This is a genomic window from Streptomyces sp. CG4, from assembly GCF_041080655.1.
Taxonomy (GTDB): domain Bacteria; phylum Actinomycetota; class Actinomycetes; order Streptomycetales; family Streptomycetaceae; genus Streptomyces.
Window position 1 is genome coordinate 1635509 of sequence record NZ_CP163525.1, and the last position, 26067, is coordinate 1661575.

Annotated in this window: 19 protein-coding genes and 1 pseudogene; 14 read left to right on the forward strand and 6 right to left on the reverse strand. The window is 71.6% G+C overall.

Translation table 11 applies throughout. The features are described 5' to 3' along the window. Nucleotides 1-39: 39 nt before the first annotated feature. From AB5L52_RS07610 to AB5L52_RS07620, 3 genes are all read left to right on the forward strand, one after another. Nucleotides 40-696: a helix-turn-helix transcriptional regulator gene (locus AB5L52_RS07610; protein WP_351025221.1), complete on the forward strand. Its 657-nt coding sequence runs from the start codon at nucleotides 40-42 to the stop codon at nucleotides 694-696. A gap of 32 nt (nucleotides 697-728) precedes the next feature. Then, nucleotides 729-1268: a toxin-antitoxin system, toxin component gene (locus AB5L52_RS07615; RefSeq protein ID WP_351025259.1), complete on the forward strand. Its 540-nt coding sequence runs from the start codon at nucleotides 729-731 to the stop codon at nucleotides 1266-1268. A gap of 278 nt (nucleotides 1269-1546) precedes the next feature. Further along, complete coding sequence (locus AB5L52_RS07620) at nucleotides 1547-1774, forward strand: hypothetical protein (RefSeq protein ID WP_351025218.1); 228 nt, start codon at nucleotides 1547-1549, stop codon at nucleotides 1772-1774. Between the two features lie 93 nt (nucleotides 1775-1867). On the opposite strand, the gene AB5L52_RS07625 is transcribed toward AB5L52_RS07620, so the two are convergent. Further along, nucleotides 1868-2548, reverse strand: a complete 681-nt coding sequence (locus AB5L52_RS07625; protein WP_351025215.1) for a 4'-phosphopantetheinyl transferase superfamily protein — start codon at nucleotides 2546-2548, stop codon at nucleotides 1868-1870. Further along, nucleotides 2496-3401 carry a metallophosphoesterase gene (locus AB5L52_RS07630; protein ID WP_351025213.1) on the reverse strand — a complete coding sequence of 302 codons (906 nt, stop codon included), beginning with the start codon at nucleotides 3399-3401 and terminating at the stop codon, nucleotides 2496-2498. Before AB5L52_RS07630 ends, AB5L52_RS07625 begins: the two co-directional genes overlap by 53 nt. A 319-nt stretch (nucleotides 3402-3720) precedes the next feature. Here AB5L52_RS07630 and AB5L52_RS07635 point away from each other — a divergent pair, with 319 nt between their 5' ends. Beyond that, a complete protein-coding gene (locus AB5L52_RS07635) occupies nucleotides 3721-4830 on the forward strand; it encodes an ATP-grasp domain-containing protein (protein WP_351025210.1) in 1110 nt (369 codons plus the stop codon). A 278-nt stretch (nucleotides 4831-5108) separates the two neighbouring features. Here the strand turns inward: AB5L52_RS07635 and AB5L52_RS07640 are convergent, their stop codons facing one another. Next, nucleotides 5109-8153 carry an alpha-mannosidase gene (locus AB5L52_RS07640; RefSeq protein WP_369363074.1) on the reverse strand — a complete coding sequence of 1015 codons (3045 nt, stop codon included), beginning with the start codon at nucleotides 8151-8153 and terminating at the stop codon, nucleotides 5109-5111. A 58-nt stretch (nucleotides 8154-8211) separates the two neighbouring features. Next, entirely contained in the window at nucleotides 8212-9549 is a 1338-nt protein-coding gene (locus AB5L52_RS07645; RefSeq protein ID WP_369363075.1) for a 6-phospho-beta-glucosidase, read from the reverse strand. Between the two features lie 119 nt (nucleotides 9550-9668). Here AB5L52_RS07645 and AB5L52_RS07650 point away from each other — a divergent pair. The 3 genes and pseudogenes from AB5L52_RS07650 to AB5L52_RS07660 form a co-directional block, all read left to right on the forward strand. Then, nucleotides 9669-10145: pseudogene (locus tag AB5L52_RS07650) on the forward strand (DUF4981 domain-containing protein); the annotation flags it as partial. Between the two features lie 312 nt (nucleotides 10146-10457). Continuing rightward, nucleotides 10458-12302, forward strand: a complete 1845-nt coding sequence (locus AB5L52_RS07655) for a LamG-like jellyroll fold domain-containing protein (protein WP_369363076.1) — start codon at nucleotides 10458-10460, stop codon at nucleotides 12300-12302. A gap of 290 nt (nucleotides 12303-12592) precedes the next feature. Then, nucleotides 12593-14005, forward strand: coding sequence for a glycoside hydrolase family 16 protein (locus AB5L52_RS07660; protein WP_369363077.1), 1413 nt, complete (start codon nucleotides 12593-12595; stop codon nucleotides 14003-14005). Between the two features lie 88 nt (nucleotides 14006-14093). Here the strand turns inward: AB5L52_RS07660 and AB5L52_RS07665 are convergent, their stop codons facing one another. Beyond that, a complete protein-coding gene (locus AB5L52_RS07665; protein WP_351025199.1) occupies nucleotides 14094-14999 on the reverse strand; it encodes an AraC family transcriptional regulator in 906 nt (301 codons plus the stop codon). A 145-nt stretch (nucleotides 15000-15144) separates the two neighbouring features. Here AB5L52_RS07665 and tkt point away from each other — a divergent pair, with 145 nt between their 5' ends. The 7 genes from tkt to AB5L52_RS07700 are packed head-to-tail and all read left to right on the forward strand — an operon-like array spanning nucleotide 15145 to nucleotide 24074. Next, nucleotides 15145-17220 (forward strand): transketolase, encoded by a 2076-nt coding sequence (tkt, locus tag AB5L52_RS07670; protein ID WP_369363078.1) that lies wholly within the window; start codon nucleotides 15145-15147, stop codon nucleotides 17218-17220. A 31-nt stretch (nucleotides 17221-17251) separates the two neighbouring features. After that, the gene (tal, locus tag AB5L52_RS07675; RefSeq protein ID WP_351025195.1) at nucleotides 17252-18397 is read left to right on the forward strand and encodes a transaldolase; all 1146 of its coding nucleotides are present in this window, start codon (nucleotides 17252-17254) and stop codon (nucleotides 18395-18397) included. Next, complete coding sequence (gene zwf, locus AB5L52_RS07680) at nucleotides 18394-20007, forward strand: glucose-6-phosphate dehydrogenase (protein ID WP_351025193.1); 1614 nt, start codon at nucleotides 18394-18396, stop codon at nucleotides 20005-20007. Before tal ends, zwf begins: the two co-directional genes overlap by 4 nt. Then, nucleotides 20004-20930, forward strand: coding sequence for a glucose-6-phosphate dehydrogenase assembly protein OpcA (gene opcA, locus AB5L52_RS07685; protein ID WP_351025190.1), 927 nt, complete (start codon nucleotides 20004-20006; stop codon nucleotides 20928-20930). Before zwf ends, opcA begins: the two co-directional genes overlap by 4 nt. A 1-nt stretch (nucleotide 20931) precedes the next feature. Beyond that, nucleotides 20932-22599 carry a glucose-6-phosphate isomerase gene (gene pgi / locus AB5L52_RS07690; protein WP_369363079.1) on the forward strand — a complete coding sequence of 556 codons (1668 nt, stop codon included), beginning with the start codon at nucleotides 20932-20934 and terminating at the stop codon, nucleotides 22597-22599. 2 nt (nucleotides 22600-22601) lie between these two features. Then, a complete protein-coding gene (gene gnd, locus AB5L52_RS07695; protein ID WP_351025185.1) occupies nucleotides 22602-23480 on the forward strand; it encodes a phosphogluconate dehydrogenase (NAD(+)-dependent, decarboxylating) in 879 nt (292 codons plus the stop codon). A 6-nt stretch (nucleotides 23481-23486) separates the two neighbouring features. Beyond that, the gene (locus AB5L52_RS07700) at nucleotides 23487-24074 is read left to right on the forward strand and encodes a histidine phosphatase family protein (RefSeq protein ID WP_351025182.1); all 588 of its coding nucleotides are present in this window, start codon (nucleotides 23487-23489) and stop codon (nucleotides 24072-24074) included. Between the two features lie 22 nt (nucleotides 24075-24096). On the opposite strand, the gene AB5L52_RS07705 is transcribed toward AB5L52_RS07700, so the two are convergent. Next, nucleotides 24097-25971 (reverse strand): ArnT family glycosyltransferase, encoded by a 1875-nt coding sequence (locus AB5L52_RS07705; protein ID WP_369363080.1) that lies wholly within the window; start codon nucleotides 25969-25971, stop codon nucleotides 24097-24099. Nucleotides 25972-26067 lie beyond the last annotated feature (96 nt).

Below are 26067 nucleotides of genomic sequence, written 5' to 3' on the forward strand. Positions count from 1 at the left end.
ACGCATCTGAAGCCCTTGAGAGACGTAGGAGTTCTGTCGGTGACGGATGGCTACAAGGATCCGGGCGCCACGGCGACCGCCCAGCTGCCGGCCGTCGTCGCCCGCGTCGCCGCGCTCGCCGACCGGCTCGGTGTGCCGCAGGCCGAGGCCTTCGACGTCGGGCGGCTCTCCGTGGCCTGCGGTGTCCCGGAGGCGGTGGTCAAGGCCCTGCTCGCCGGGCGGCCCGCGGGCGAACCGGACGTCCAGGCGCGCTTTCTGCAGCGCCTGGGGCTGCTGCGGCGCACCCGGCTGAAACCCAACGGCCGCAAGTACACCCAGCAGGAGATCGCCGACGGCGCGGGCATGTCCCGGCAGCAGGCCGGCGCGCTCATCAACGGCGACCGGCGGCCCACCATGGAGCACTGCGACGCGCTGCAGCGCTTCTTCCGGGTGCACGCCGGCTTCCTGACCGCGGAGGACCCCGAGGCGCTGGCGGGCGCGCTGCAGCGCACCGAGCAGGAACTGCTGCAGCAGCTCGCCGACCGGGAGCGGGCCGCCGCCGGGGCCGACCAGGATCCGCTGGAGCGGCTGCTGCAGGACCACGGGGTGCGCGGCATAGCGTGGCGCGCCGCGCAGTTGCCCACCGACCAGCACCGGGACAAGGTCGCCGAGTGGCTCGACATGCTGCTGGAGAGCGTCAAGCGGCCCGAGTCGTGAGCCGGGGGAGGACTGTGGGCATCGGCAGGGACATGCGCCGGCTGTGCAGCGAGCTGGTGGGCGGGCTGAAGCTGGCCGCGCCGGCGCCACCGCGGGAGCTGTATCGCGCGCTGTGCGACACGATGAGCCGCCGCCGCGGCCGCCCGGTGCAGTTCCGTGCGGCCGCCTTCCCGCCGGGCACGGCGAGCGGGCTGTGGCTGGATCTGAGCGACCGGGACCTCGTCGTCGTGGAGGAACGCACCGCGCCCGACCACCAGTTGGTGATCCTCGGCCACGAGCTGTGGCACATGCAGGCCGACCACCGCGGCCACCATGTCGCCGGCATCGGGGTCGCCACGCGGCTGCTGCGGGACGACGCCGACCAGGACGCGCTGCAGGCCACGGTGCAGCGGGTCGCCGCCCGGACCCGCTTCGACCTCGCCGAGGAGCGCGCGGCCGAGACCTTCGGCCTGCTGCTGGCCAGCAAGTGCCGTACCTGGCTGGCCGGTTCGGCCCTGCGGGGCCCGGTGCTGCGCGACGACGTGGCCGGGCGCATCGAGGCGTCCCTGGGGTATCCGGGGGCACAGGGCTGAGCCGGGGGTCTGCGGGCGCGGGCGGCCGGTGCCGCGGGTCGGCCCACGGTCGCCCGTGATTGTCTGGTTTCTTTCGGCGTTCGCCTTCAGGGACTCGCGCCCACACGGCGGATGCCGCGTTCGTCTCCGCCACCCCGATGGCCCTCAGCAGGAGATTTCGCCTCCGCTGAGCGGGCGATCCGGTGCGCACTCGAAGGGCGTTGTCAGTGGTGGGCGGCAAGCTGGAGGGTGCGCCGCAGCGCGCGTGACCGTGACGCCTACTCGGGGAGAGCCGACCGATGCCCACCGCCGTACTGACCGACCGTGAGCGCACCGCCGTACAGGCCTACCTGCGGCTGCTGCATACCGTGCGCGCCGCCTTCGACGGACCACCGGACGGCGGCCGGCCCGTCCTGGTGCCGCCCGTCGTGCTGGCCGAGGCGGAGCAGGCCCTGGCGCGGGCGGGTCTCGCGGGCAACGAGGCGGAGTTCTTCCGGCTGCTGCGCGACTGGTGTCCGTCGTCCTGACCTGACCGGGCCGGGCACCGCGAGCGAGCCGACCCGACCGGGCCGGGGGACGGGAGCCGCGGCGGCCGGGGCCGGGGGCCACGGCCGCGGGCGTCAGGGATGCGGGACGACCACGGCGGTGGCCACCAGCCCGTCGCGTACGATCCACCGGCCGTCGAAGGCCTGGAGCCGACGGTCGCCGACCCGGGGCCCGGGGACGAGGAGTTCGGCGCGCAGGGTGCCGTGCGGCTCGTCGCCGGGGCTCGGGTGGAGGGTGATGTCGGCCTCGGAGAAGTCCAGCCATGCACGGGTGAGGGGGAACCACGCCTTGTAGACGGACTCCTTGGCGCTGAACAGGATCCGGTCCCAGTGCACCGCGGGCCGCTGCCGGGCGAGCCGGGCGAGCCGCTCGGCCTCGGCGGGCAGGAAGACCGAGGGGCCGACGCCTTCCGGGAGCGGGCCGTGCGGTTCGGCGTCGATGCCGAGGGAGACCGGCTCGCCGGCCCGGGCCAGGGCGGCGGCGCAGAAGCCGTCGCAGTGGGTCATGCTGCCGATCAGGGCGTCCGGCCAGCGCGGTGCGCCCCGCTCGCCGGTGACGACCGGCTGCGCGGGCACGCCGAGCTTCTCCATGGCGCGCCGGGCGCAGCCGCGTACGGCGGCGAACTCGCGGCGGCGTTTGGCCACCGCCCGTTCGACGAGCGCCGCCTCCTCGGGGTAGAGCGGGGCGTCCCACAGCGGGTCGTCAGCGTGTGCCTCCACGACCACGACCGAATCCGGGAGCAGCTCCTCGATCACCGGCTTCGACCTCCATCGGCAGGATGCGGCGCAGCCTGCCCGGCGGGTCCGGACGCTTGCGCCATTCACGGGGATAGCCTACGGAGACCTCTTCGAAGCGGACTCCGTCGTGCCAGGTGGTGCGGGGGATGTGCAGATGGCCGTAGACCATCGTGGCGACCGGGAAGCGCCGGTGCCAGTCGGCGGTCAGCAGGGTGCCGCACCACATGGCGAACTCGGGGTACCACAGCACCTCGGTCGGGTGCCGGTGCAGTGGATAGTGGTTGACCGGTACGACGGGCAGGTCCGCGGGCAGCTCGGCGAGCCTGCGCTCGGTCTCGGCGACCCGCGCCCGGCACCAGGCGTCGCGGCTCGGATACGGGTCGGGGTGCAGCAGGTACTCGTCGTTGCAGACGATGCCCGTGCCCTCCGCGTAGGCCAGGCCCTCGGCCTTGGTGGCGCAGCCGGGCGGCAGGTACGAGTAGTCGTACAGCAGGAACAGCGGGGCGACGGCGACCGGGCCGCCCGGGCCCTGCCACACCGGGTAGGGATCCTCGGGGGTGACGACGCCCAGCTCGCGGCAGAGCCCGACCAGGTGCTCGTAGCGGGCGACGCCGCGCAGGGTGACCGGATCCTTCGGGTGGGTCCACAGCTCGTGGTTGCCCGGGGCCCACACCACCTTGTGGAAACGGTTCGCGAGCTTTTCGAGGGTCCAGCGGATGTCGGCGACCGTCTCGGCGATGTCACCGGCCACGAGCAGCCAGTCCTCGTCGCTCCCGGGCCGCATCTCCTCGACGAGGGCGCGGTTCTCCGCATAGCTGATGTGCAGGTCGCTGATGGCCAGCAGCTGCCCCAACCCGGCCCCAGACTCCACCCCGCGCCCCTTCCGGTGATCCTCTTCCGGGACCACAAGAACACATTCCCGGACACCGGACAAGAGGCGTCTGGCGGCGCGTCATGTTCCGGCCGGGCACAGGTCGGGCGCGGTCGGCCGAAGGCTTCAGGAGCCGTCTGGACAGCCGCCCGGAATCCGTAACATCCGCGTTGCACTCGCGGCCTCTTGAAAGCCGTATGATCGCCCCGACACCGACACCCCAACCTCCCTTCCGCAAGGGTTGTTCGGCGTCCCTTCCTTCCTTCTGCCCGGGCACGGGCCGCTGAGCCCTGCCCGGAAACCCTGAAAGGCGGCCTGCATGCTCTCTCGCGTACGCGTCTGGCTCAACCGCACGTACGCGGAGAACGTGTTCTTCATGGATCAGCTGCGCAGAAACCCCAGCGATCGCGCCGTGGAGATCCATGCCACGCACGGGGACCCCGACTCCCCCGTGCTGGCCGCCGCCGACACCGCCGATCTGGAGCCGGAGGGCCTGTCCCCGGCCGCGTACGTCGAGTACGCCCTCGACCAGTGCGCCCGGCGCGGCATCGACGTGTTCGTACCCCGGCTGCACCAGGCGGCCGTCGTGGCGCACCGCGCGGAGTTCGCGGCGGCCGGTACGGCGCTGCTGGCGCCGACCGCCGAGGCGGTGGCCGTGTTCGAGGACAAGGCGACCGCGTACGAGGCGGTCCGCTCGGTCGGGGTCCCGGTGCCGCCGTGGTGGCGGGTGCGTACGGCGGACGAACTCCTCGCCGCCGTCGAGGAGTTGGAGGCGGCGGGGCACAAGGCGTGCTTCAAGCCGGCCGCCGGTGCCGGCGGAGTCGGCTTCCGGGTGATCACCCGCTCCCCGTTCTCGCTGGCCGGCCTCGCCGGGTTCCCGAGCCCGTACGTCCAGCTGGACCTGGTGGTCGAGGCGCTGCGGCGGGCCGGGGAACCGGTGGACTGGCTGGTGATGCCGCGCCTGGAGCAGCCCGAGGTGTCGGTCGACTGCCTGACCGGCCCGGACAACCGGCTGCGGCTCGCGGTGGGCCGCACCAAGAACGGCCGGCGGCGCGGCTTCACCCTGGACGAGCGGTGGCTGGAGCCGGCCCGGCTGATCGCGGAGGGCTTCGGACTGCACCATCTGTCCAACATCCAGTTCCGCATGTTGGGGGACCGTCCGGTGCTGCTCGACGTCAACACGCGGCCCTCCGGGGGCTTGCACCAGCTTTCCCTGTGCGGGGTGAACGTGCCCTGGGCGGCGGTGCAGTTGGCGCTGGGCGAGGATCCGGGGGCGATCGAGCCGCCGTTCCTGGGGCAGGACTACACGGTGGTCTCGGGGCCGCGATCCCTTCTCCCCACGGCACTTCCTCGGCAGCGGGAGGCGGAGATCGCCCTTCCGTCGTTGCCTGTACAGACGGCTTCGGCGGTGGAGGCTCTGCCGCTCTAGGCCATACGCCGGGTGCAGGCTCGATCACGGCCGGGTTCACCGGCTGAGCCCACCCTCGATGTCTCCCCGGTCCTGGGTTTCTGGATCCGGGGGGACATTTTTTTCTGCGGGGGTGTATCAGAGCGCGACCTCGGTGCTCTCCATGACAGGGCGGCAGAACCCACGGGGGACCAACGGGGGAATCCACGGGGGATGCCACGGGGGAGCGGGTCGGTCGGTCGCGGTCACGGGGGGCGACCGGCCGACCCGGCGGGACTCCTTGTGTGAAGGCTCGGCGGCTAGGCCCGCCGCAGCCGCAGGGTCAGGATCTGGAAGGGCCGCAGCGTGACCGGGACGCCGCCGTCCGCGTCGGTCCGCGCCTCGGTCAGTGGTCGCTCCAGGAGGTCGGTGACCTCGGCGCCGGCCAGTGGGAACCCGGTGCGCAGCACCCCGGCGGCCCGGCCGCCCCGGGACTCGTAGAGCCGGACCACCACGTCCCCGGAGCCGTCGTCGGCGAGCTTGACGGCCTCCGCGGTCACGCCCTCCCCGTCGACGGAGACGACCGGCTCGGGTTCGCCCGCCGAATCCGCCACGCGGAGCGGGAGGTTGAGGGCATAGCCCTCGGCCACGGCGTCCTCGATGCTCGCGCCGGGCAGCAGGGCGTAGGTGAAGCGGTGCCGGCCCTGGTCGGCCTCGGGGTCGGGGACGCGCGGGGCGCGGACCAGGCTGAGGCGGACCGTGGTGGTCGTACCGCCGTCGTCGCGGACGGTGCGGGTGACGTCGTGGCCGTAGGTGGAGTCGTTGATGACGGCGACGCCGTAGCCGGGTTCGGCGATGTGCACCCAGCGGTGCCCGGCGACCTCGAAACGGGCCGCCTCCCAGCTGGTGTTGGTGTGCGTGGGCCGCTGGACGTGGCCGAACTGGATCTCGGCGGAGGAGTGCGCGGCACGCAGGTCGACGGGGAAGCCCGCCTTGAGGATCTTCTCCGTCTCGTGCCAGTCGAGGTCCGTCTCGACGTCGATCCGGGCGCTGCCGGCGCGGACGGTGATCATCTGGGTGATCCGGGAGCCCTTGCCGAAGGAGCGTTCCACACGGATCGCGCCGACGAGCGGGTCCTCCTCGACCACGGTGACCGCGTCGGGTCGCAGCAGGTCGGTGTAGCGATTGCGGTAGTGCTTGTCGATGTCCCAGGCGTCCCAGTAGTTGGGCAGGTCCGTGTGGAGGCGGAGCAGATTGCCCTGGCCCGCGAGGACTTCACGGCCGGCACGTAGATCGAAGACAGACGACAGTGTGCCGTCTTCCGCCACCTGTACACGGACGATTCCGTTCTCCAGGGTGCGGCCGCGCACGGTCACCGGGTGCGGGGGCGCGGCCGGTGCGAGGGGCGCGGAGCCGTTTGCCGGCACCTGTACGTACACCGGTGCGCCCTCGGGGGTGCGGACCACCTCGGCGCGGTCCCGGGGGCTGGTGTTGAACACGCGGGGTGCGCCCGCACCCAGCGCGGCGATCGCCTCGCCGGTGAGCGCGGTCAACTCCCCTGCCACCCGGGCGTATTCGGCCTCGGCCTCGCGGTGCACCCAGGCGATGGAGGAGCCCGGCAGGATGTCGTGGAACTGGTGCAGCAGGACCGTCTTCCACAGGCGGTCCAGCCGCTCGTACGGGTAGCTGTAGTCCGGCGCGTGCAGGGCGGCCGTGGTGGCCCACAACTCGGCCTCGCGCAGCAGGTGTTCCGAGCGCCGGTTGCCCTGTTTGGTGCGGGCCTGGGTGGTGTAGGTGGCGCGGTGCAGCTCCAGATACAGCTCGCCGGCCCAGACCGGGGCGTCCGGGTACTCGGCGCGGGCCTTGGCGAAGAAGGCATCGGGGTGTTCGATCTCGACCTTCGCCGAGCCCTCCAGGTCCCGCAGCCGGCGGGCGCGTTCCATGATCTCGCGGGTGGGGCCGCCTCCGCCGTCGCCCCAGCCGAAGGGGGCGAGGGAGCGGGTGGCGCCGCCCTTCTCGGCGTAGTTGCGGACCGCGCGGGCCATCTCCTCGCCGCTGAAGCGGGCGTTGTAGGTGTCGATGGGCGGGAAGTGGGTGAAGATGCGGGTGCCGTCGATGCCCTCCCACCAGAAGGTGTGGTGGGGGAAGGCGTTGGTCTGGTTCCAGGAGATCTTCTGGGTGAGGAACCACTCGTTGCCGGCGAGCTTCGCCAGCTGCGGGTAGGCCGCGGTGTAGCCGAAGGAGTCCGGCAGCCAGACGCCCTTGGTCTCGATGCCGAAGTGGTCCATGAAGAACCGCTTGCCGTGCACCAGCTGACGGGCGAGGGCCTCGCCGCCGGGCAGATTGCCGTCGGCCTCCACCCACATGCCGCCGACGGGCGCCCACTGGCCCTTCGCCACCGACTTCTTGATCCGCTCCCAGACGCGGGGGTAGTCGTCCCGGACCCACTCGTACTGCTGGGCCTGGGAGCAGGCGAAGACGAACTCCTGGTACTCGTCCGTGAGCGCGGTGACGTTGGAGAAGGTCCGGGACGTCTTGCGCTTGGTCTCGCGGACCGGCCACAGCCAGGCGGTGTCGATGTGCGCGTGGCCGACGCCGGAGAGGAGGTGTGCGCTGGCGTGGGCGGGCTTGGCGAGCACCGGGCGCAGGGCGTCGCGCACGGCGCGGGCCGAGCCGGCGATGTCGTCCAGGTCGAGCAGGTCCATGGCCCGGTCGAGGGCGTGCGTGATCTCGTGCCGGCGCGGCTCGTGCTCGCCGAGTTCCGCCATGAGTTCGCGCAGCACCTGGAGGTCGAGGTCGAGGTGCCAGAGCTGCTCGTCGAGGACGGCGAGGTCGGCGCGGCGGAATGTGTACAGCGGACGGTCGCCCGCCGTCCGTACATCGCCGAGCGGGGTCGGGCGGGCGAAGCCGTTCGCGAGGATGTCCGGGTTGGATGCCGCCTCCACCAGGTACTCGACCTCTTCGCCGCCCGCCGCCGGGTGGGCGACCGGCACATACTGGTTGAGCGGGTTGACCGCCTTCAGCGGGGTGCCGTCGGTACGGTGGACGAGCGCCTCGGCCTGGTTGCCGGGCCAGTCGCCGACGAAGCCTAGGTCGATGACCGACTCGACGCGCGCGCCGGCCCAGTCGGCGGGCACCCGGCCGCGCATCCGGAACCAGGTCGTGCCCCAGGGCGGGCCCCACGGGGTGTCCGTGGCGAACGGTGTGTACGGGGCGGCTGCGGCCTGTGCGAAGGGCACCGGCTCCCCCGGTGCCTGCCAGGCCGTCACCTCTAGGGGGACCCGTGCCGCGTAGATCGCGGGCTTGATGCGCTCGGTGTGGAGGCGCGCGACGCGCTCCTCGATCCGGCGGCGTTCGTCGTGCATGGCGGTCTCCTGAAGGGAGAGGCGAGCAAGGGGTGATGGAAAGCGCTTGCCGAACGGCTCACTCAAGATACGCGAGGCCAGGATGGACCTCGGTGTAGCCCTCGACCAGCCTGCGGGCCACGGTGACCGAGTCGACCAGCGGATGCAGGGCGAAGGCCTTCACGGCCGTCCGCCGGGAGCGGGACTCGGCGGCGGCGAGCACCTCCCGCTCCACGGCCTTGACCGAGCAGACCAGCCCGGTGGCGTGACCGGGCAGCGGGGCGGCGGCCAGCGGGTGGGCGCCACCCGCGTCGACCAGGCAGGGGACCTCGATCACCGCGTCGCCGTCAAGCACGGAGAGCGTGTTCCCGTTGCGCACGTTGAGGATCAGCGTGGTCCGCTCGTCGCGGGCGATGGCCCGCATCAGGGCGAGCGCGACCTTCTCGTAGCCGCCGGACAGGTCGTCGGCCTCGCGCTCGCCCGCGCCGGCGCTCTCCCGGTTCTCGGCCATGTACGTGGCCTCGCGCTCGGCCCGGGTGCGGTCCCACGCCTTGAGCGCGGAGCAGTCCGTACGCTGGGCCTCCGCGTAGAACCCGGCCTGCTGGTCGCGCAGGAAGGCACCGCGGGTCCGCTCGGCCCGCCGGTAGGCGCGTACGGCCTCCCGGTTGAAGTAGTAGTAGTGCAGATACTCGTTGGGGATCGCGCCGAGCGACTGCAGCCAGTCGACGCCGAACAGCCTGCCCTCCTCGAAGGAGCCCAGCAGGGCGGGGTCGGCGAGCAGGCGCGGGAGTTCGTCGCGTCCGGCGACGCGCAGGCCGCGCACCCAGCCGAGGTGGTTGAGGCCGACATAGTCGACGAAGGCCCGCTGGGGGTCGGCGCCGAGGACGCGGGCGATACGGCGGCCGAGGCCGACGGGCGAGTCGCAGATGCCGAGGACGCGGTCGCCGAGGTGCCGGGACATGGCCTCGGTGACCAGGCCGGCCGGGTTGGTGAAGTTGATGACCCAGGCATCGGGGGCGAGGCGGGCCACGCGCCGGGCGATGTCGACGGCGACGGGGACGGTGCGCAGACCGTAGGCGATGCCGCCCGCGCCGACGGTCTCCTGGCCGAGCACGCCCTCGGCGAGCGCGACCCGTTCGTCGTCCGCCCGGCCCTCCAGACCGCCGACGCGGATCGCGGAGAAGACGAAGTCTGCGCCGGTGAGGGCCTCGTCGAGGTCGGTGGTCGCGGTCACGCGGGGCGCGTCGGGGATGCCGGCGGCCTGTTCATCCAGTACACGACCCACTGCGAACAGCCGACGGTCGTCCAGGTCATGGAGGACGACCTCGGTGACCCGCCCTTCCGCCCGGTCGGTCAGCAGTGCACCGTACACCAGCGGCACGCGGAATCCGCCGCCGCCCAGAATCGTCAGCTTCACGTCTGCACCCTTCCCGGAACTCCCGCCACGACCACCTCGACACCGGATTTCGTGGGGTTCTACGACTGCCGTCGATCTTCATGGTGCCGGAGCGGGCGGCCGCCGTCCCCACGCCCGTCGACCACGGGGCGGACATCGAGTCCACCCCGCGCCTTCAGAACGGCTTCACCCGGGAGTCCTGGGAGGAGGCGATCCTGCAGCGCGTGAGCGACGGAAGACCGGCCTGGCGCACGGGCGCCGAGTGGTACGACAACGGTGTCAGCGCGGCCGACTGCCGCCGGGCGTACGGCGGTGACGACCTGGTCCGGATCCGGTGCCACCGGCACGAGGGCATCGTCGTCACCAACCAGCAGCGTGCCCGGGGCCTCGCCTGGCTGGCGGCGACCTGGGAGCTGGCACCGGCCCACGGCCGTACCGTTACCGCTCCGGCCGCGCTGCCCGATCTGCGGCCGGGCGAGACGGCGGCCGTGCCCCTGCCCTTCGCGCTGCCGGAGGCCGGCGGTGCGATGTGGCTGACGCTGCGGGTGGTGACGGCGGAGTCCGAGCCGTGGGCACCGCGCGGTACGGAGCTGTGCGCACCGCGGATCCGGCTGCGCAGGACCGTCCCTGCCCGGTCCGCCGTCGCACCGGACGGGCCCCGACGGGTCTCGGTCCTCCGCCGACGCACCGACGCGGCACACGCGGAGCCGGGCGCGGAGTCGTACGACCCTGACGCCTTCCCCGAGCACCACGTGCCACTGGATGCCCGCTGCTGGAGCCGGAATCTGCGCGCTCTGTAACCCTGCGGCCCCGTGAGCCCCGTGAGCCCCGTGAGCCCCGTACATCCCGTAGTCCCGTAAGCCCCCTCAGCGCCCCGCCGCTCCCTCTCCTCCCTTCCCCTCCCGTCACGTCACCTTCATGGAGCACACGTGTGTACGTCGTCGCATGAGCACCCCCAGGCCGAGGCCGCGCAGGCCGGTGCCGGGAGACGCGGTTTCCTCAGGGCCACCGCGCTGCTGGGCGCCGCCGCCACGGCGGGTGCCGTGCTGCCGTCGGTCGCGGAGGCGGCCGTCGGGGAGGCGGCCGAGCGGAGCGGTTGGCGGCCGGATGCGGACAGCCGCCGGTTCACGCTCGCGGTGATGCCCGACACGCAGTACCTGTTCGACGGCCCCAGCATCCACCCGGCGCCGCTCAAGGCGTCGTTGCGCTATCTCCTGGAGCACGGCAAGGACGACAACATCGTCTTCCTGACCCATCTGGGCGACCTCACCCAGAACGGCGCCGAGGAGGAATTCGCCGCGATCGGCGAGGCGTTCGGAATCCTCGACCGGCGCGGCGTCGGCTACAGCGTGCTGGCCGGCAACCACGACATCAGGTCGTCGACGGACGACCAGCGGGGCTCGACGCCGTACCTGGACACGTTCGGGCCGCAGCGGTTCCGGAACAAGCCGACGTTCGGCGGCGCCTCCGCCGACGGCTACCACACGTACCACCTGTTCAAGGCCGCCGGCCGGGAGTGGATGGTGCTCGCGCTGGACTGGCGGCTGTCGGCGCAGGGGTACGCCTGGGCGAAGGACGTCCTGGCTCGGCATCCGAAGACGCCGGTCGTCCTCACCACGCACGAACTGGTCGCCGGGGACGACGCGTTGTCGGACTACGGGCAGCAGCTGTGGGACCGGCTGATCGCCGACCACGACCAGATCTTCCTCACTCTCAACGGCCACTTCTGGCCCGCCGGCCGGGCGGTCCGCAAGAACGCGGCGGGCCACGACGTCCATCTGCATCTGACGAACTACCAGAACCGCTACTTCGGCGGCGCGGCCATGATCCGCCTCTACCACTTCGACCTGGACCGGGACGTCATCGACGTGGAGACGGTCTCGCCGTGGATCCTCGGCCGGGCGGGGAAGGGGCTGAACGAGCTGGAGCGGCAGGAGATCGAGCTGAGCGGCGATGCGGACCGCTTCTCGGTCGGCATCGACTTCGCCGCCCGTTTCTCCGGCTTCGACCCGGTGCCGACCCGCCCGGCGCGGCCGGCGTCACGGATGCTGGTCCCGGGCACGGTCGCCTACTGGCGCTTCGAGTCGCCCGTCTCCGGCACGGTCCGCGACCTGTCCGGCCAGGGCAACGATCTCACCATGGTCTCGGTGGGCGGCGGCACGCTCGGCTGGTCGGCGGACCACCACCCCGACCAGCCGGCCCACGGCAGCCTGGAGTTCCAGGGCTACAAGTCGCCGCTGCGGGGCGCGTATCTGCGCACGGTCGACGGCGCACCTCTCAACTCGGCGGTTTTCAAGGACGGTTACACCATCGAGGCGTTCTACTGGCTGCCCGCCGACTGGGACGCCGCCCACCACTCCTGGTCCGGGCTGGTGGGCCGGGCCGGCCGCAACGGCGATGTCGGGCGGCCGACGGACGATCCGGACGAGCCGCCCGCCACCCTGTCGATCACCGACGGGCCGGGCCCGCAGTGGGCGGCCCGGCCGCTCGACCAGCGGGCTCTCCTCACCAACTGGGGGGACGAGACGGCGCGGCAGACCTGGTGGCACGTCGCCGTGGTCAACGACGGGCGGCATACGACGATGTACGTCCAGGGCTGCCCGGTGGTCCGCAATCCGCACGCCTCCGCGGTCGGTCTCGCGTCGGCCGGGCAGCCGTGGCTGATCGGCGGCTACCAGTACGGCGGGAAGATCGACCAGATTCTCCACGGGCGGCTCGGCGACGTCCGGATCGCCTCCCGGGCGCTGCCCGTCACCTCCTTCATGACCCACTGACCTCCTGACGAGAAGCACCATGCCCGAGCAGCAGCCGCCCGTCTGGGCCGCCCCGGCCGTCTCCCTTGCCGGCCGGGCCGGAGCCGGCTGGAAGGCGGGCGGCGCGGTCCAGTACGCGGTCGGCTTCACGGCGTGAACTCCACTGAGAGGCAAGGAGATTCTTTGTTTTAACTCTTGACGGCCGCAGGCACGCAGAGCACATTGGGCCCACTTTGAGAGCGCTCTCAGCCAGTCCCGGCGCTCTCGCAGGCACACCCGTGCACCCCACTCCGTACCCGAGAGGCACCCCCATGAGTGACACCTCCGGCATACCCCCTGCGGATCACAGACGGCGGCGCTCATTCCGTCGCGCCCTCATCGCCGTACTCACCACCCTCGGCCTGGCGGCCGCGGCCGCCACGACCGCCACCCTCCCCGCCAGCGCCTCCGCGCCCGGCGTGCCGTCCGGCTGGACCCAGGTCTTCCTGGACGACTTCAACGGCGCGGCCGGTTCCGGCGTCAACACCTCCAACTGGCAGTACGACACCGGGACTTCCTATTCGGGCGGCGCCGCGAACTGGGGCACCGGTGAGGTCGAGTCGATGTCGTCCAGCACGAACAACGTCGCACTCGACGGCAACGGCAATCTGCTCATCACCCCGCGCCGTGACGCCTCCGGCAACTGGACGTCCGGGCGGATCGAGACCACCCGCACCGACTTCCAGCCCCCGGTGGGCGGCAAGCTGCGCGTGGAGGCCCGGATCCAGATGCCGAACGTGACCGGGGACGCGGCCGCGGGCTACTGGCCGGCCTTCTGGATGCTGGGCGCTCCGTACCGCGGCAACTACCAGAACTGGCCGGGCGTCGGCGAGCTGGACGTCATGGAGAACGTCAACGGCCTGAACAAGACGTGGGCCACCATGCACTGCGGCACCAGCCCCGGCGGCCCCTGCAACGAGACCACGGGCCTGGGCAATTCCACCGCCTGCCCGAACACCACCTGCCAGTCGGGCTTCCACACCTACACGATGGAGTGGGACCGCTCGGTGAGCCCGGAGGCGATCCGCTTCTCCGTCGACGGCGTGAACTACCAGACGGTGACGGCGAACCAGGTGGACGCCACGACCTGGGCCAACGCCACGAATCACGGCTTCTTCGTCATCCTGAACGTGGCGATGGGCGGCGGCTTCCCGGCGGCGTTCGGCGGCGGCCCGACCAGTGCCACGGAGCCCGGCCACCCGATGGTCGTCGACTACGTCCAGGTCCTGCAGTCCTCGGGCAGCGGCGGCACCACTCCCCCGCCGTCCGGCAACCGCGACGCCTACAGCCCCATCCAGGCCGAGTCCTACGACAGCCAGTCCGGGATCAGCACCGAGACGACCACCGACAGCGGCGGCGGCCAGGACATGGGCTGGATCGCGAACGGCGACTGGGCGCTGTACAAGGGCGTGAACTTCGGCTCGACACCGGCGACACAGTTCTACGGCCGGGTCGCCGGCGGCGCCGCGAGCGGTGTCAGCGGTCTCGTCCAGGTACGTCTGGACAGTTCCACCAGCACACCGATCGGCAGTTTCGCGGTGGGCAGCACAGGCGGCTGGCAGTCCTGGCAGACCGTCCCGGCCAACATCAGCTCCGTGACGGGCACCCACGACGTGTATCTGACCTTCTCCAGTGGCCAGCCGGCGGACTTCGTGAACGTGAACTGGTTCGATTTCGGGCACTGAGCGGTCGTCACAGTGCTGGAAACAGCGGGGGTTGGCCCGCACCCGCGGGTCAGCCCTCCACGCCGGCCACGCCGGCATCGTGCCGGCCCTACCGCAGTTCCGCCCGGAATCCCACCGGCGTCTGCCCGGTGTGCAGCTGGAAGAACTTCGAGAAGTTCGCCGCGTCGGGGAAGCCGACGGCCACGCCCACGCGGCCGATCGGCATGTCCGTGTGGGCGAGGAGGCGCTTGGCTTCCAGGACGACGCGTTTGTCGATGAATCCCTTGGGCGTCTCACCGGTGGCGGCGCGGACCGCGCGGACCAGGGTGCGGCGGGAGTAGCCGAGGGCGTCGGCGTAGGCGCTGACGCTGTGGTTGGTGGCGAAGTCGTGCTCGACGGCGTCCCGGAAGCGGGTGAAGGTGCTGTCCGTCTGCTGCCGGGTGGCCTCCGCGGAGCTGGCCGCGAGATGGGCGAGGCGCAGCAGGAACGCGGTCAGGGTGTGCCGGAGGACGGCGGTGTGCAGACTGAGCGGGAGCGTGGCGGTGTCCTCGTACTCGCGGCGCAGCTGGTCGAGGGCCGCCTGGAGGGCGGCGAGCCGGGCCGGGTCGGGGTGCAGCAGGGGCGGGAGGTCGTAGCGGTACAGGCCGGTGGCCTCGACGGTGGCGCGCGGCAGAAAGCCGGGCTGCATGGTCAGGACGGTTCCGCGGTACTCGCTCGTCCGGGAGAACCGGTGGACCTGCCCGGGGCGGATCCACAGCAGGTCGCCGGCGCCGGCTTCGTACTCGGCAAAGTCGATCATGTGGCGTACGGGGTCGCCGGTGAAGAGCATGACGACGTGGAAGTCGATGCGATGGACGCGGTGCAGTGGGGCGTCGGCGTGCCAGGTGCGGTCGGTTCCCATGGGGCCGATCTGTATGCCGACGCCGCCGACGGACAGTTCCGTCGGGAAGGGGAAGGTCCTGATGCCCTCGCCGCCCGCACCGGATCCATCAGCTTGAGGCGTTGTGTCAGCCATGTCCTTTTCGTGCCGTCCCGTCGCGCGATCACTGTCCCAGATTCACCACAGGCTGACACACCCCGACCTTTCCTCGAAAAAGTCAGACTTTTAAGTTTGAACGCGTCAGGTCAGCACACCCGCACTGAACGAGGACTTCTTGAAGATGACCACGCAGACATCCGATGGCTTCGAGTGGACCGACCTCGACCGACGTGCCGTGGACACCGCCCGTCTGCTGGCGGCCGACGCCGTGCAGAAGGTGGGCAACGGCCACCCGGGCACGGCGATGAGCCTGGCGCCTGCGGCGTACACGATCTTTCAGAAGGTGATGCGTCATGACCCGGCCGACCCCGAGTGGACCGGCCGCGACCGCTTCGTCCTCTCCCCCGGGCACACCTCGCTGACCCTCTACACCCAGCTGTTCCTCTCCGGCTACGAGCTGGAGCTGGACGACCTGAAGGCGTTCCGTACCCAGGGTTCGAAGACCCCCGGCCACCCCGAGTACGGGCACACCGCCGGTGTCGAGACCACCACAGGGCCCCTCGGCCAGGGTGTCGCCAACGCCGTCGGCATGGCGATGGCCGCCCGCTTCGAGCGCGGCCTCTTCGACCCGGACGCCCCCGAGGGCACCTCCCCCTTCGACCACACCGTCTGGGCGATCGTCTCCGACGGCGACCTGGAGGAGGGCGTCTCCGCCGAGGCCTCCTCGCTGGCCGGCCACCAGAAGCTCGGCAACCTGGTCTTCCTCTACGACGACAACCACATCTCCATCGAGGGCGACACCGCGACCGCCTTCTCCGAGGACGTGCTGAAGCGGTACGAGGCCTACGGCTGGCACACCCAGCGGATCGCGCCCACCGCCGACGGCGACATCGACGCCCCGGCCCTGTACACGGCCCTGAAGGCGGCGCAGGCCGAGACCGAGCGGCCCTCGATCATCGCGATGCGTACGATCATCGCCTGGCCCGCCCCGAACGCGCGGAACACCGAGGCCTCCCACGGCTCCGCGCTCGGCGCGGCGGAGATCGCCGCCACCAAGCGCGTCCTCGGCTTCGACCCGGAGCAGACCTTCCAGGTCGAGGACGAGGTTCTGAAGCACGCCCGGCGGGCCCTGGACCGGGGCGCCGAGGCGCACGCGGCCTGGGACAAGCGGATCGCCGAATGGCGCACCGCGAACCCCGGGCGGGCCGCCCTCTTCGACCGGATCGGCAGGGGCGAGCTGCCCGAGGGCTGGCAGGACGCGCTCCCGGTGTTCGAGGAGGGCAAGTCGGTCGCGACCCGCGCCGCCTCCGGCAAGGTGCTGCAGGCGCTCGGCCCGGTCCTGCCCGAGCTGTGGGGCGGCTCCGCCGACCTCGCCGGCTCGAACAACACCACCATCGACAAGACCAGCTCCTTCCTGCCGAAGGGCAACCCGCTGCCCGAGGCCGACCCCTACGGCCGCACCGTGCACTTCGGGATCCGCGAGTTCTCCATGGCCGCGGAGATGAACGGCATCGCCCTGCACGGCAACACCCGGATCTACGGCGGCACCTTCCTGGTCTTCTCCGACTACATGCGCAACGCCGTGCGGATGTCGGCCCTGATGCAGCTGCCGGTGACGTACGTGTGGACGCACGACTCCATCGGCCTCGGCGAGGACGGACCCACCCACCAGCCCGTCGAGCACCTGGCCTCACTGCGCGCGATCCCGGGCCTGAACGTCGTCCGCCCGGCCGACGCCAACGAGACCACGGTGGCCTGGGCCGAGATCCTGAAGAGGCACGCCACGAACCCCGCCCCGCACGGGCTCGCGCTCACCCGCCAGGGCGTGCCGGTGTACGCGCCGAACGAGGACGCGGCCAAGGGCGGCTATGTGCTGCGCGAGTCCTCGACCGAGGTCCCGGAGGTGATCATCATCGCGACGGGCTCCGAGGTGCAGTTGGCCGTGGCCGCGCGGGAGCGGCTGGAGGCCGAGGGGATCGGCACGCGCGTGGTGTCGATGCCGTCCGTGGAGTGGTTCGAGGAGCAGCCGCGCGAATACCGCGAGCGGGTGCTGCCGCCGGCCGTGAAGGCGCGGGTCGCCGTCGAGGCCGGGATCGGTCTGACCTGGTACCGGTACGTCGGCGACGCCGGCCGCATCGTCTCCCTCGAACACTTCGGCGCCTCCGCGGACGCGGCGACGCTCTTCGCCGAGTTCGGCTTCACCCCTGAGAACGTCGCCGCGGCGGCCCGCGACTCGCTCGCCGCCACGCGCGCCTGACACCGACACCCGCTACCTTCCCGAAAGAAAGATGATCACTGTGACCGAAGCAATCGCGACCCCGGGAGCCCTCAAGCGCCTCGCCGACGAGGGCGTGTCGATCTGGCTCGACGACCTGTCGCGGAAGCGGATCACCTCGGGCAGCCTCGCCGACCTGGTGGCGAGCGGCAGCGCCGTCGGTGTCACGACCAACCCGTCGATCTTCCAGGCCGCCATCGGCTCCGGCGAGGGATACGAGGAGCAGCTCACCGACCTCGCCGTACGGGGTGTGACGGTGGACGAGGCCGTACGGATGATGACGACCGCCGATGTGCGCGACGCCGCCGACATCCTGCGTGACGTGTACGACGCCACGAACGGCCGGGACGGCCGGGTCTCCATCGAGGTCGACCCGCGCCTCGCCCACGACACCGCGGCCACCGTCGCCGAGGCCAAGCAGCTCGCCTGGCTGGTCGACCGCCCCAACGTGATGATCAAGATCCCGGCGACCGAGGCGGGTCTGCCGGCGATCACCGAGGTCATCGGCCTCGGCATCAGCGTCAACGTCACGCTGATCTTCTCCCTGGAGCGCTACCGCGAGGTCATGGCCGCCTACCTGGCCGGCCTGGAGAAGGCCCGTGAGCGCGGCATCGACCTCTCCACGATCCACTCGGTGGCGTCCTTCTTCGTCTCCCGCGTCGACTCCGAGATCGACAAGCGCCTCACCGCCCTCGGCACCCAGGAGGCCCTCGGTCTCAAGGGCCGCGCGGCCCTCGCCAACGCCCGGCTCGCCTACGAGGCTTACGAGGAGGTCTTCGCGTCCGACCGCTGGCTGGCGCTCGGCGGGGACAAGGCGAACAAGCAGCGTCCGCTGTGGGCGTCCACCGGAGTGAAGGACCCCGCGTACAAGGACACCCTGTACGTGGACGAGCTGGTCGCGCCGGGCACCGTCAACACCATGCCCGAGGCCACCCTGAACGCCGTCGCCGACCACGGAGAGATCACCGGCGACACGGTGACCGGTGGCTACGCCCAGGCCCGCGCGGACCTGGCCGCCGTCGAGCGGCTCGGCATCTCCTACGACGAGGTCGTCCAGCAGCTGGAGGACGAGGGCGTCGCCAAGTTCGAGGCGGCCTGGCAGGAGCTGCTGGACGCCGTAGCGAAGTCCCTGAACAGCAAGGGAGTTGACGCCCGATGACCGACAACGCACCCGCCGCGCCGGCACCCGAGGAGGTGCCCGGCACCCCGGCGCCCGAGAAGGTGCGGGTGCCCGTGGCCCCGGCCGCCGACTGGGCGAACCCGCTGCGGGACGCCCGCGACCGTCGGCTGCCCCGGATCGCGGGCCCGTCCGGGCTGGTCATCTTCGGTGTGACCGGTGACCTGTCCCGCAAGAAGCTGATGCCCGCGGTGTACGACCTCGCCAACCGCGGTCTGCTGCCGCCGGGCTTCTCCCTCGTCGGCTTCGCCCGGCGGGAGTGGGAGGACCAGGACTTCGCGCAGGTCGTGCACGACTCCGTGCGCGAGCACGCCCGCACCCCGTTCCGCGAGGAGGTGTGGCAGCAGCTCGCCGAGGGCATGCGGTTCATCCCCGGCGACTTCGACGACGACACCGCGTTCAAGCAGCTGAAGGACGCCGTCGAGGAGCTGGACGCCTCCCGCGGCACCGGCGGCAACTTCGCGTTCTACCTCTCCGTGCCGCCGAAGTTCTTCCCGAAGGTCGTGCAGCAGCTGAAGAAGCACGGCCTGGCCTCCCCGCCCGAGGGTTCCTGGCGGCGCGCGGTCATCGAGAAGCCGTTCGGCCACGACCTGGCCAGCGCCATCGAGCTGAACGCGATCGTGCACGACGTGTTCGAGCCGGACCAGGTGTTCCGTATCGACCACTATCTGGGCAAGGAGACCGTCCAGAACATCCTGGCGCTGCGCTTCGCCAACCAGATGTACGAGCCGATCTGGAACCGGTCGTACGTCGACCATGTGCAGATCACCATGGCCGAGGACATCGGCATCGGCGGCCGCGCCGGCTACTACGACGGTATCGGCGCCGCCCGTGACGTCATCCAGAACCACCTGCTGCAACTGATGGCTCTCACGGCGATGGAGGAGCCGATCGCCTTCGACGCGGACGCGCTGCTCACCGAGAAGCTGAAGGTGCTGAAGTCGGTGCGGCTGCCGGAGGACCTGGGCAAGCACACCGTGCGCGGCCAGTACGCCGAGGACTGGCAGGGCGGCGAGAAGGTGATCGGTTACCTCCAGGAGGACGGCATCGACCCCAAGTCGAAGACCGACACCTACGCGGCCGTCAAGCTGGGCATCGACAACCGCCGCTGGGCGGGCGTCCCCTTCTATCTGCGCACCGGCAAGCGGCTCGGCCGCCGGGTCACCGAGATCGCGGTGGTCTTCAAGCGGGCCCCGCACTCCCCGTTCGACTCCACCGCCACCGAGGAACTGGGCCAGAACGCGATCGTCATCCGCGTCCAGCCCGACGAGGGCATGACCGTGCGGTTCGGCTCCAAGGTGCCCGGCACGTCGATGGAGATCCGGGACGTGTCGATGGACTTCGCCTACGGCGAGTCGTTCACCGAGTCGAGCCCGGAGGCGTACGAGCGGCTCATCCTGGACGTGCTGCTCGGCGACGCGAATTTGTTCCCCCGTCACCAGGAAGTGGAAGAGTCCTGGAAGATCCTCGACCCGATCGAGGAGTACTGGGCGGCGCACGGCAGGCCGGCGCAGTACGCGTCGGGCGGCTGGGGACCGAGGGAAGCGGACGAGATGCTCGCACGAGACGGACGGAGCTGGCGCAGGCCATGAAGATCGACCTGACCGACACCACGGCAAGCAAGATCAACAAGGCGCTGGTGCAAGGCCGCCGCGCCATCGGTACGCCGGCCGTGGGCATGGTCCTGACGATGGTCATCGTCACGGACGAGGAGAACGCCTACGACTCGATCAAGGCCGCCGAGGAGGCCTCGCACGAGCACCCCTCACGGACCCTGGTCGTCATCAAGCGGCATGCCCGCACCCTGCGCGACCGCACCCACTCCCGGCTCGACGCCGAGGTCCGGGTGGGCTCCGAGGCCGGCACCGGCGAGACGGTCGTGCTGCGCACCTACGGCGAGGTGTCCGACCACGCCGACTCGGTCGTCCTGCCGCTGCTGCTGCCGGACGCGCCGGTCGTCGTGTGGTGGCCGGTGGAGGCGCCCGACACCCCGTCGAAGGACCCGCTGGGCGCGCTGGCCCAGCGGCGGATCACCGACCTGTACGCGGTCGAACGGCCGATGGAGGTCCTGCAGACCCGCGCCCGCAACTACGCCCCCGGCGACACCGACCTCGCCTGGACCCGGCTCACGCTGTGGCGGTCCATGCTGGCCGCCGCCCTGGACCAGGCCCGTACGAAGGTGACCTCGGCGGCCGTCGAGGCCGAGGCCGACAACCCCAGCGCCGAGCTGCTCTCGCGCTGGCTGGAGGCCCGCCTGAACGTACCCGTGGACCGCGTCGTCACCGCCGGCCCGGTCGTCACGGCCGTACGCCTCGGCACCGCGAACGGCGAGATCGTCATCGACCGCCCCGAGGGTCCGCTCGCGACCCTGACCCTGCCGGGCCAGCCGCCGCGCACCCTGGCCCTGAAGGTCCGCCCCACCTCCGAGCTCATCGCCGAGGAGCTGCGCCGCCTCGACGCCGACGAGATGTACGCCATCGCCCTCAAGGGCGAGGCCGCCAAGGAGAACGCCTGAGATGGCTCAGTCCGAATTTCCGAGGTTTCCGAATCTCAGCAACCGGCCCGAGTGGACGGCCCTCGCCGACCACCGCGCCCAGGGACAGCCGCATCTGCGCGAGCTGTTCGCGGCGGACCCCGGCCGCGCCGAGCGGTATGCCGTACGGGTCGGCGACCTGTACGTCGACTACAGCAAGCACCTGATCACCGACGAGACCCTGGCCCTGCTCCAGGAACTCGCCGCCGCCACTGGCGTGTTCGCGCTGCGGGACGCCATGTTCCGCGGCGAGAAGATCAACGTCACCGAGCGGCGGGCCGTGCTGCACACCGCGCTGCGCGCCTCGCGGGACGCGGTGATCGAGGTCGACGGCGAGAACGTGGTGCCGAAGGTGCACGCCGTTCTCGACAAGATGGCCCGCTTCGCCGACCGGATCCGCTCCGGCGAGTGGACCGGCCACACCGGCAGGCGCATCAGGAACGTCGTCAACATCGGCATCGGCGGCTCCGACCTCGGCCCGGCGATGGCGTACGAGGTGCTGCGCCCGTACACCGCACGGGAGTTGACGTTCCGCTTCGTGTCGAACGTGGACGGCGCCGACCTGCACGAGGCGACCCGGGACCTGGATCCGGCGGAGACCCTGTTCATCGTGGCGTCCAAGACGTTCACCACGATCGAGACGATCACCAACGCGACCTCGGCGCGCTCGTGGCTGCTGAAGGCCTTCGACGGCGACGACAAGGCGGTCGCCAGGCACTTCGTCGCCCTGTCCACGAACGGCGAGAAGGTCACCGACTTCGGCATCGACCCGGACAACATGTTCGAGTTCTGGGACTGGGTCGGCGGCCGGTACTCGTACGACTCGGCGATCGGCCTGTCCCTGATGATCGCGATCGGGCCCGACCGCTTCCGGGAGATGCTCGACGGCTTCCGGCTGATGGACGAGCACTTCCGCACCGCGCCCGCCGAGGCCAACGTGCCTGTGCTGCTCGGCCTGCTGGGCATCTGGTACGGCAACTTCCACGACGCCCAGTCGCACGCGGTGCTGCCGTACAGCCACTACCTGTCGAAGTTCACCGCCTACCTGCAGCAGCTGGACATGGAGTCCAACGGCAAGTCGGTGCAGCGCGACGGCGAGCGGGTGGAGTGGCAGACCGGACCGGTCGTCTGGGGCACCCCGGGCACCAACGGGCAGCACGCCTACTACCAGTTGATCCACCAGGGCACCAAGCTGATCCCGGCCGACTTCATCGGCTTCGCCCGGCCCGTCGACGAGCTGAGCGGTGAACTCAAGGCCCAGCACGACCTGTTGATGGCCAACTTCTTCGCCCAGACCCAGGCCCTCGCCTTCGGCAAGACCGCCGAGGAGGTCCGCGCGGAGGGCGTGGCCGAGGAGCAGGTGACGCACCGCACCTTCCGCGGCGGCCACCCCACCACCACGATCCTCGCCGGCGAGCCGACCCCGTCCGTGCTCGGCCAGCTGATCGCCCTCTACGAGCACAAGGTGTTCGTGCAGGGCGCGGTGTGGAACATCGACTCCTTCGACCAATGGGGCGTGGAGCTGGGCAAGGTCCTCGCCAAGCGGGTCGAGCCCGCCCTCACCCACGGCGCGGACGTCCCCGGTCTCGACCCGTCCACCACGGCCCTCGTCGCCGCCTACCGCACCCTCAAGAACGCTCAGGAGAACTGATCATGCAACTCGGTCTCATCGGTCTCGGCAAGATGGGCGGCAACATGCGCGAGCGGATCCGCCGCGCCGGCCACACCGTCATCGGCTACGACCGCAACCCCGAGGTCTCCGACGTCAAGTCCCTCGCCGAACTGGTCGAGAAGCTGGACGCGCCCCGCAACGTGTGGGTGATGGTCCCGGCCGGCACCGCCACCCAGACCGTCGTCGACGAACTGGGCGACCTGCTGCAGCCCGGCGACACGGTGATCGACGGCGGCAACTCCCGCTGGACGGACGACGAGAAGCACGCCGCCGCCCTCGCCATCAAGGGCATCGGCTTCGTCGACGCCGGTGTCTCCGGCGGTGTGTGGGGCCTGCAGAACGGCTACGCGCTCATGGTCGGCGGCGACAAGGAGCACGTGGAGCGGCTGCACCCGATCTTCGAGGCGCTCAAGCCGGAGGGCCCGTACGGCTATGTCCACGCGGGTCGGGTCGGTGCCGGGCACTTCTCCAAGATGGTCCACAACGGCATCGAGTACGCCATGATGCAGGCGTACGCCGAGGGCTGGGAGCTCCTGGAGAAGGTGCACTCGGTGGAGAACGTCCGCGAGGTGTTCCGCTCCTGGCAGGAGGGCACCGTCATCCGCTCCTGGCTCCTCGACCTCGCGGTCAACGCCCTGGACGAGGACGAGCACCTGGAGAAGCTGCGCGGCTACGCGGAGGACTCCGGTGAGGGCCGCTGGACGGTCGAGGCCGCCATCGACAACGCCGTGCCGCTCCCGGCGATCACGGCGTCCCTGTTCGCCCGGTTCGCCTCCCGGCAGGACGACTCCCCGCAGATGAAGATGATCGCGGCGCTGCGCAACCAGTTCGGCGGCCACGCGGTCGAGACGAAGGGCTGACCCGCCGTGGGGGACCTCCTGCTGGTCCGCCACGGTGAGACGGAGTGGAGCCGGTCGGGCCAGCACACCAGCTGGACCGACCTGCCCCTGACCCAGCACGGCGAGGAACAGGCCAAGTCCCTCGCCCCGCTGCTCACCGACCGGACCTACGCCCGCGCGCTGGCCAGCCCACTGCACCGCGCGATACGCACCGCCGAACTGGCGGGCCTGAGCGGGGTCGTGCCCGACCCCGATCTGCACGAGTGGGACTACGGCGGCTACGAGGGCATCACCACGGTCGACATCCACCGGGCCCGCCCCGGCTGGGACCTGTGGACCGACGGCGTACCGCCCGGCCCCGAGGGCCATCCCGGCGAGTCACCGGAGCAGATCGGCGCCCGCGCCGACCGGGTGCTGGCCCGCCTGGCCCCGGCGCTGGCGGAGGGCGACGTGGTCCTCGTCGCCCACGCCCATGTGCTGCGGGTGCTCACCGCCCGCCGGCTGGGCCTGCCGCCCGCCGAGGGCCGGCTGTTCCAGCTGGCCACGGGCACGGTCAGCCGGCTGTCCACCGAACACGGCCGACCCGTGATCGCGGAGTGGAACAGACGGCCGTAACGGCCCCTTCATACGGCCCGGTTCACCCCTGGTGGGCCGGGCCGCAGTGGTACAGCAGCCGGGTCCGGTCGAGGGGGTCGTAGGCGGCCGACGGGACGAGCGGGCAGTGGGCGGCGGTCCAGCGGGCCAGGTCCCCGGCCGGGGTGCGGGCCCGGAAGGTGCCGGCCGTCAGGACGACGTACCGCAGCTGTCCGGTGTCGATGAGGTGGCGGAAGGCGGCCGGCGCCGGGTACGGGACCTGGCCGGTGAAGCCGCCCATCGGCAGCACGGGGGCGTCGGCGGCGAGGATGTACGGCGCGGCACTCTGCCAGCCGGGGACGGCGGCCAGATAGCGGGCGCCGTCGCGGTGCGCGGTCAGGTAGGCGAGCAGCCGCCGGTGCTGGGGCCCGAGGGGGGCCGGCGCGGTGCCGGCGCGGGTGCTGGTGGGGCCGACCCGGCCGAAGGCGCCGGGCTGGTTGTAGCGCAGGGACAGCGCGGAGGCCGTCCACACGGCAGGGATCAGCAGGACGGCGGCGAGGGCGGTGGCCAGCGCGCCCGGGCGGCGCAGGCCGGCGAGCAGCAGGGCGATCAGCCCGAGGGCGACCGCGAACGGCGCCGACCAGGGCTGGAAGTTCGGGTACCACAGCCCCAGGGCCGCACACCAGACGACATCGACGGCGAGGACGACGGGGAGCACGCGGGAGCCGCGGGCCCGGACGACCCCCACGGCGGCGAGCGCGGCCACGGCCACCGCGACGACGCCCATGTAGTAGGTGTGGCCGGTGACGCTGCCGAAACTGAACACGGCGAAGAACGTCACGCCCCACACGCCCCAGAGCACATACCCGGCGATCAGCCGGTCGGTGCGCGGCACGCCGCGCCGCCACAGCGCCAGCAGCCCGCCGGCGAGACCGAGCGCGGCCAGCGGATACAGCCAGCCGGTCTGGGTGGCCAGCCCCGGGCTGAACATCTTCCCCAGCCCGTCGCCCATCCCCGGTCCGAGACGTTGACCCGCGTGGGCCGCCCGGTCCGCCACGATGCTGCCGCTGCCGGCCGCGTCTATGCCGACGGCGTGGAAACGGGTGAGGAAGTTGTAGCCGACGACCAGCGCGAACGGCGAGTCGTTGGTCGTCCCGTCGAGGTACGGACGGGCGCCGGTCGGAGTGAGGGCCGCCACCAGCATCCACGACAGCGACACCGCCACGGTCACCGCACCGGCCAGGGCCACCTGGCCGATCCGGCGGCGCCGGGCGACGGGCGCGGCGACCAGGTAGGTCGCGGCCAGCGCGGGCACGACCGCCCAGGCCTCCAGCATCTTGCACTGGAAGGCGAGGCCCACCCAGACGCCCGCGAGCAGCAGGGTGCGGAGGCGGGCCCGCTCGGTGGCCCGCCAGGTGGCCTCGGCGGCCAGCAGCAGAAGCAGCACGAACGGGGCGTCCTCGGTGACCGAGCGGCCGAGGCCCACCGTCACCGGCGTCAGCGTGAAGAAGGCGGCGGCCAGCAGCCCGGCGGTCACCCCGGCCCAGCGCCGCACCAGCAGATGCAGCAGCAGGACACAGCCCACCATCTCCAGGGCCTGGGGCAGCACCAGCGCCCACGGGTGGAAGCCGAAGACCATCGCGGACAGGGCCTGCGGCCACAGGAAGCCGGGCAGCTTGTCCAGGGTTATGGAGCCCGCCGGGTCGAAGGAGCCGTAGAAGAAGTCGGCCGGGCTGTCCGTCATGCTGCGCACCGCGCTCGCGTAGAACGCGTGGTAGGTGCTGTCGCCGAGGCCCCACAGGCACAGCACGGCGGCGAGCACGGCGATGGCAGCGAGCACCGGGGGCTCGTAGCGGTCGGCGCGGGCCGGTATCGGCGGGGCGGGTGCGGTCGGTGGCGGGGCGTGGCCCAGCAGCAGCTGGCCGACGGGGCGGGGCATGAACGGCCTTCCAGGCGCACGGGTCCGGTCCGGGACCCTCGGGTCCGGGGCGACGCGCATGTCCCGGACCGTGCGAGTATCGGCCGCTATGCCGTG

Excerpts from the sequence above, each read along its gene's own strand:
- zwf (WP_351025193.1), top strand. The coding sequence starts at position 18,394 with ATGACCGACAACGCACCCGCCGCGCCGGCACCCGAGGAGGTGCCCGGC.
- AB5L52_RS07705 (WP_369363080.1), bottom strand. The coding sequence starts at position 25,971 with ATGCCCCGCCCCGTCGGCCAGCTGCTGCTGGGCCACGCCCCGCCACCG.
- pgi (WP_369363079.1), top strand. The coding sequence starts at position 20,932 with ATGGCTCAGTCCGAATTTCCGAGGTTTCCGAATCTCAGCAACCGGCCC.
- tkt (WP_369363078.1), top strand. The coding sequence starts at position 15,145 with ATGACCACGCAGACATCCGATGGCTTCGAGTGGACCGACCTCGACCGA.
- AB5L52_RS07615 (WP_351025259.1), top strand. The coding sequence starts at position 729 with ATGCGCCGGCTGTGCAGCGAGCTGGTGGGCGGGCTGAAGCTGGCCGCG.
- AB5L52_RS07665 (WP_351025199.1), bottom strand. The coding sequence starts at position 14,999 with ATGGCTGACACAACGCCTCAAGCTGATGGATCCGGTGCGGGCGGCGAG.
- gnd (WP_351025185.1), top strand. The coding sequence starts at position 22,602 with ATGCAACTCGGTCTCATCGGTCTCGGCAAGATGGGCGGCAACATGCGC.
- opcA (WP_351025190.1), top strand. The coding sequence starts at position 20,004 with ATGAAGATCGACCTGACCGACACCACGGCAAGCAAGATCAACAAGGCG.
- AB5L52_RS07635 (WP_351025210.1), top strand. The coding sequence starts at position 3,721 with ATGCTCTCTCGCGTACGCGTCTGGCTCAACCGCACGTACGCGGAGAAC.
- tal (WP_351025195.1), top strand. The coding sequence starts at position 17,252 with ATGATCACTGTGACCGAAGCAATCGCGACCCCGGGAGCCCTCAAGCGC.
- AB5L52_RS07620 (WP_351025218.1), top strand. The coding sequence starts at position 1,547 with ATGCCCACCGCCGTACTGACCGACCGTGAGCGCACCGCCGTACAGGCC.
- AB5L52_RS07660 (WP_369363077.1), top strand. The coding sequence starts at position 12,593 with ATGAGTGACACCTCCGGCATACCCCCTGCGGATCACAGACGGCGGCGC.
- AB5L52_RS07640 (WP_369363074.1), bottom strand. The coding sequence starts at position 8,153 with ATGCACGACGAACGCCGCCGGATCGAGGAGCGCGTCGCGCGCCTCCAC.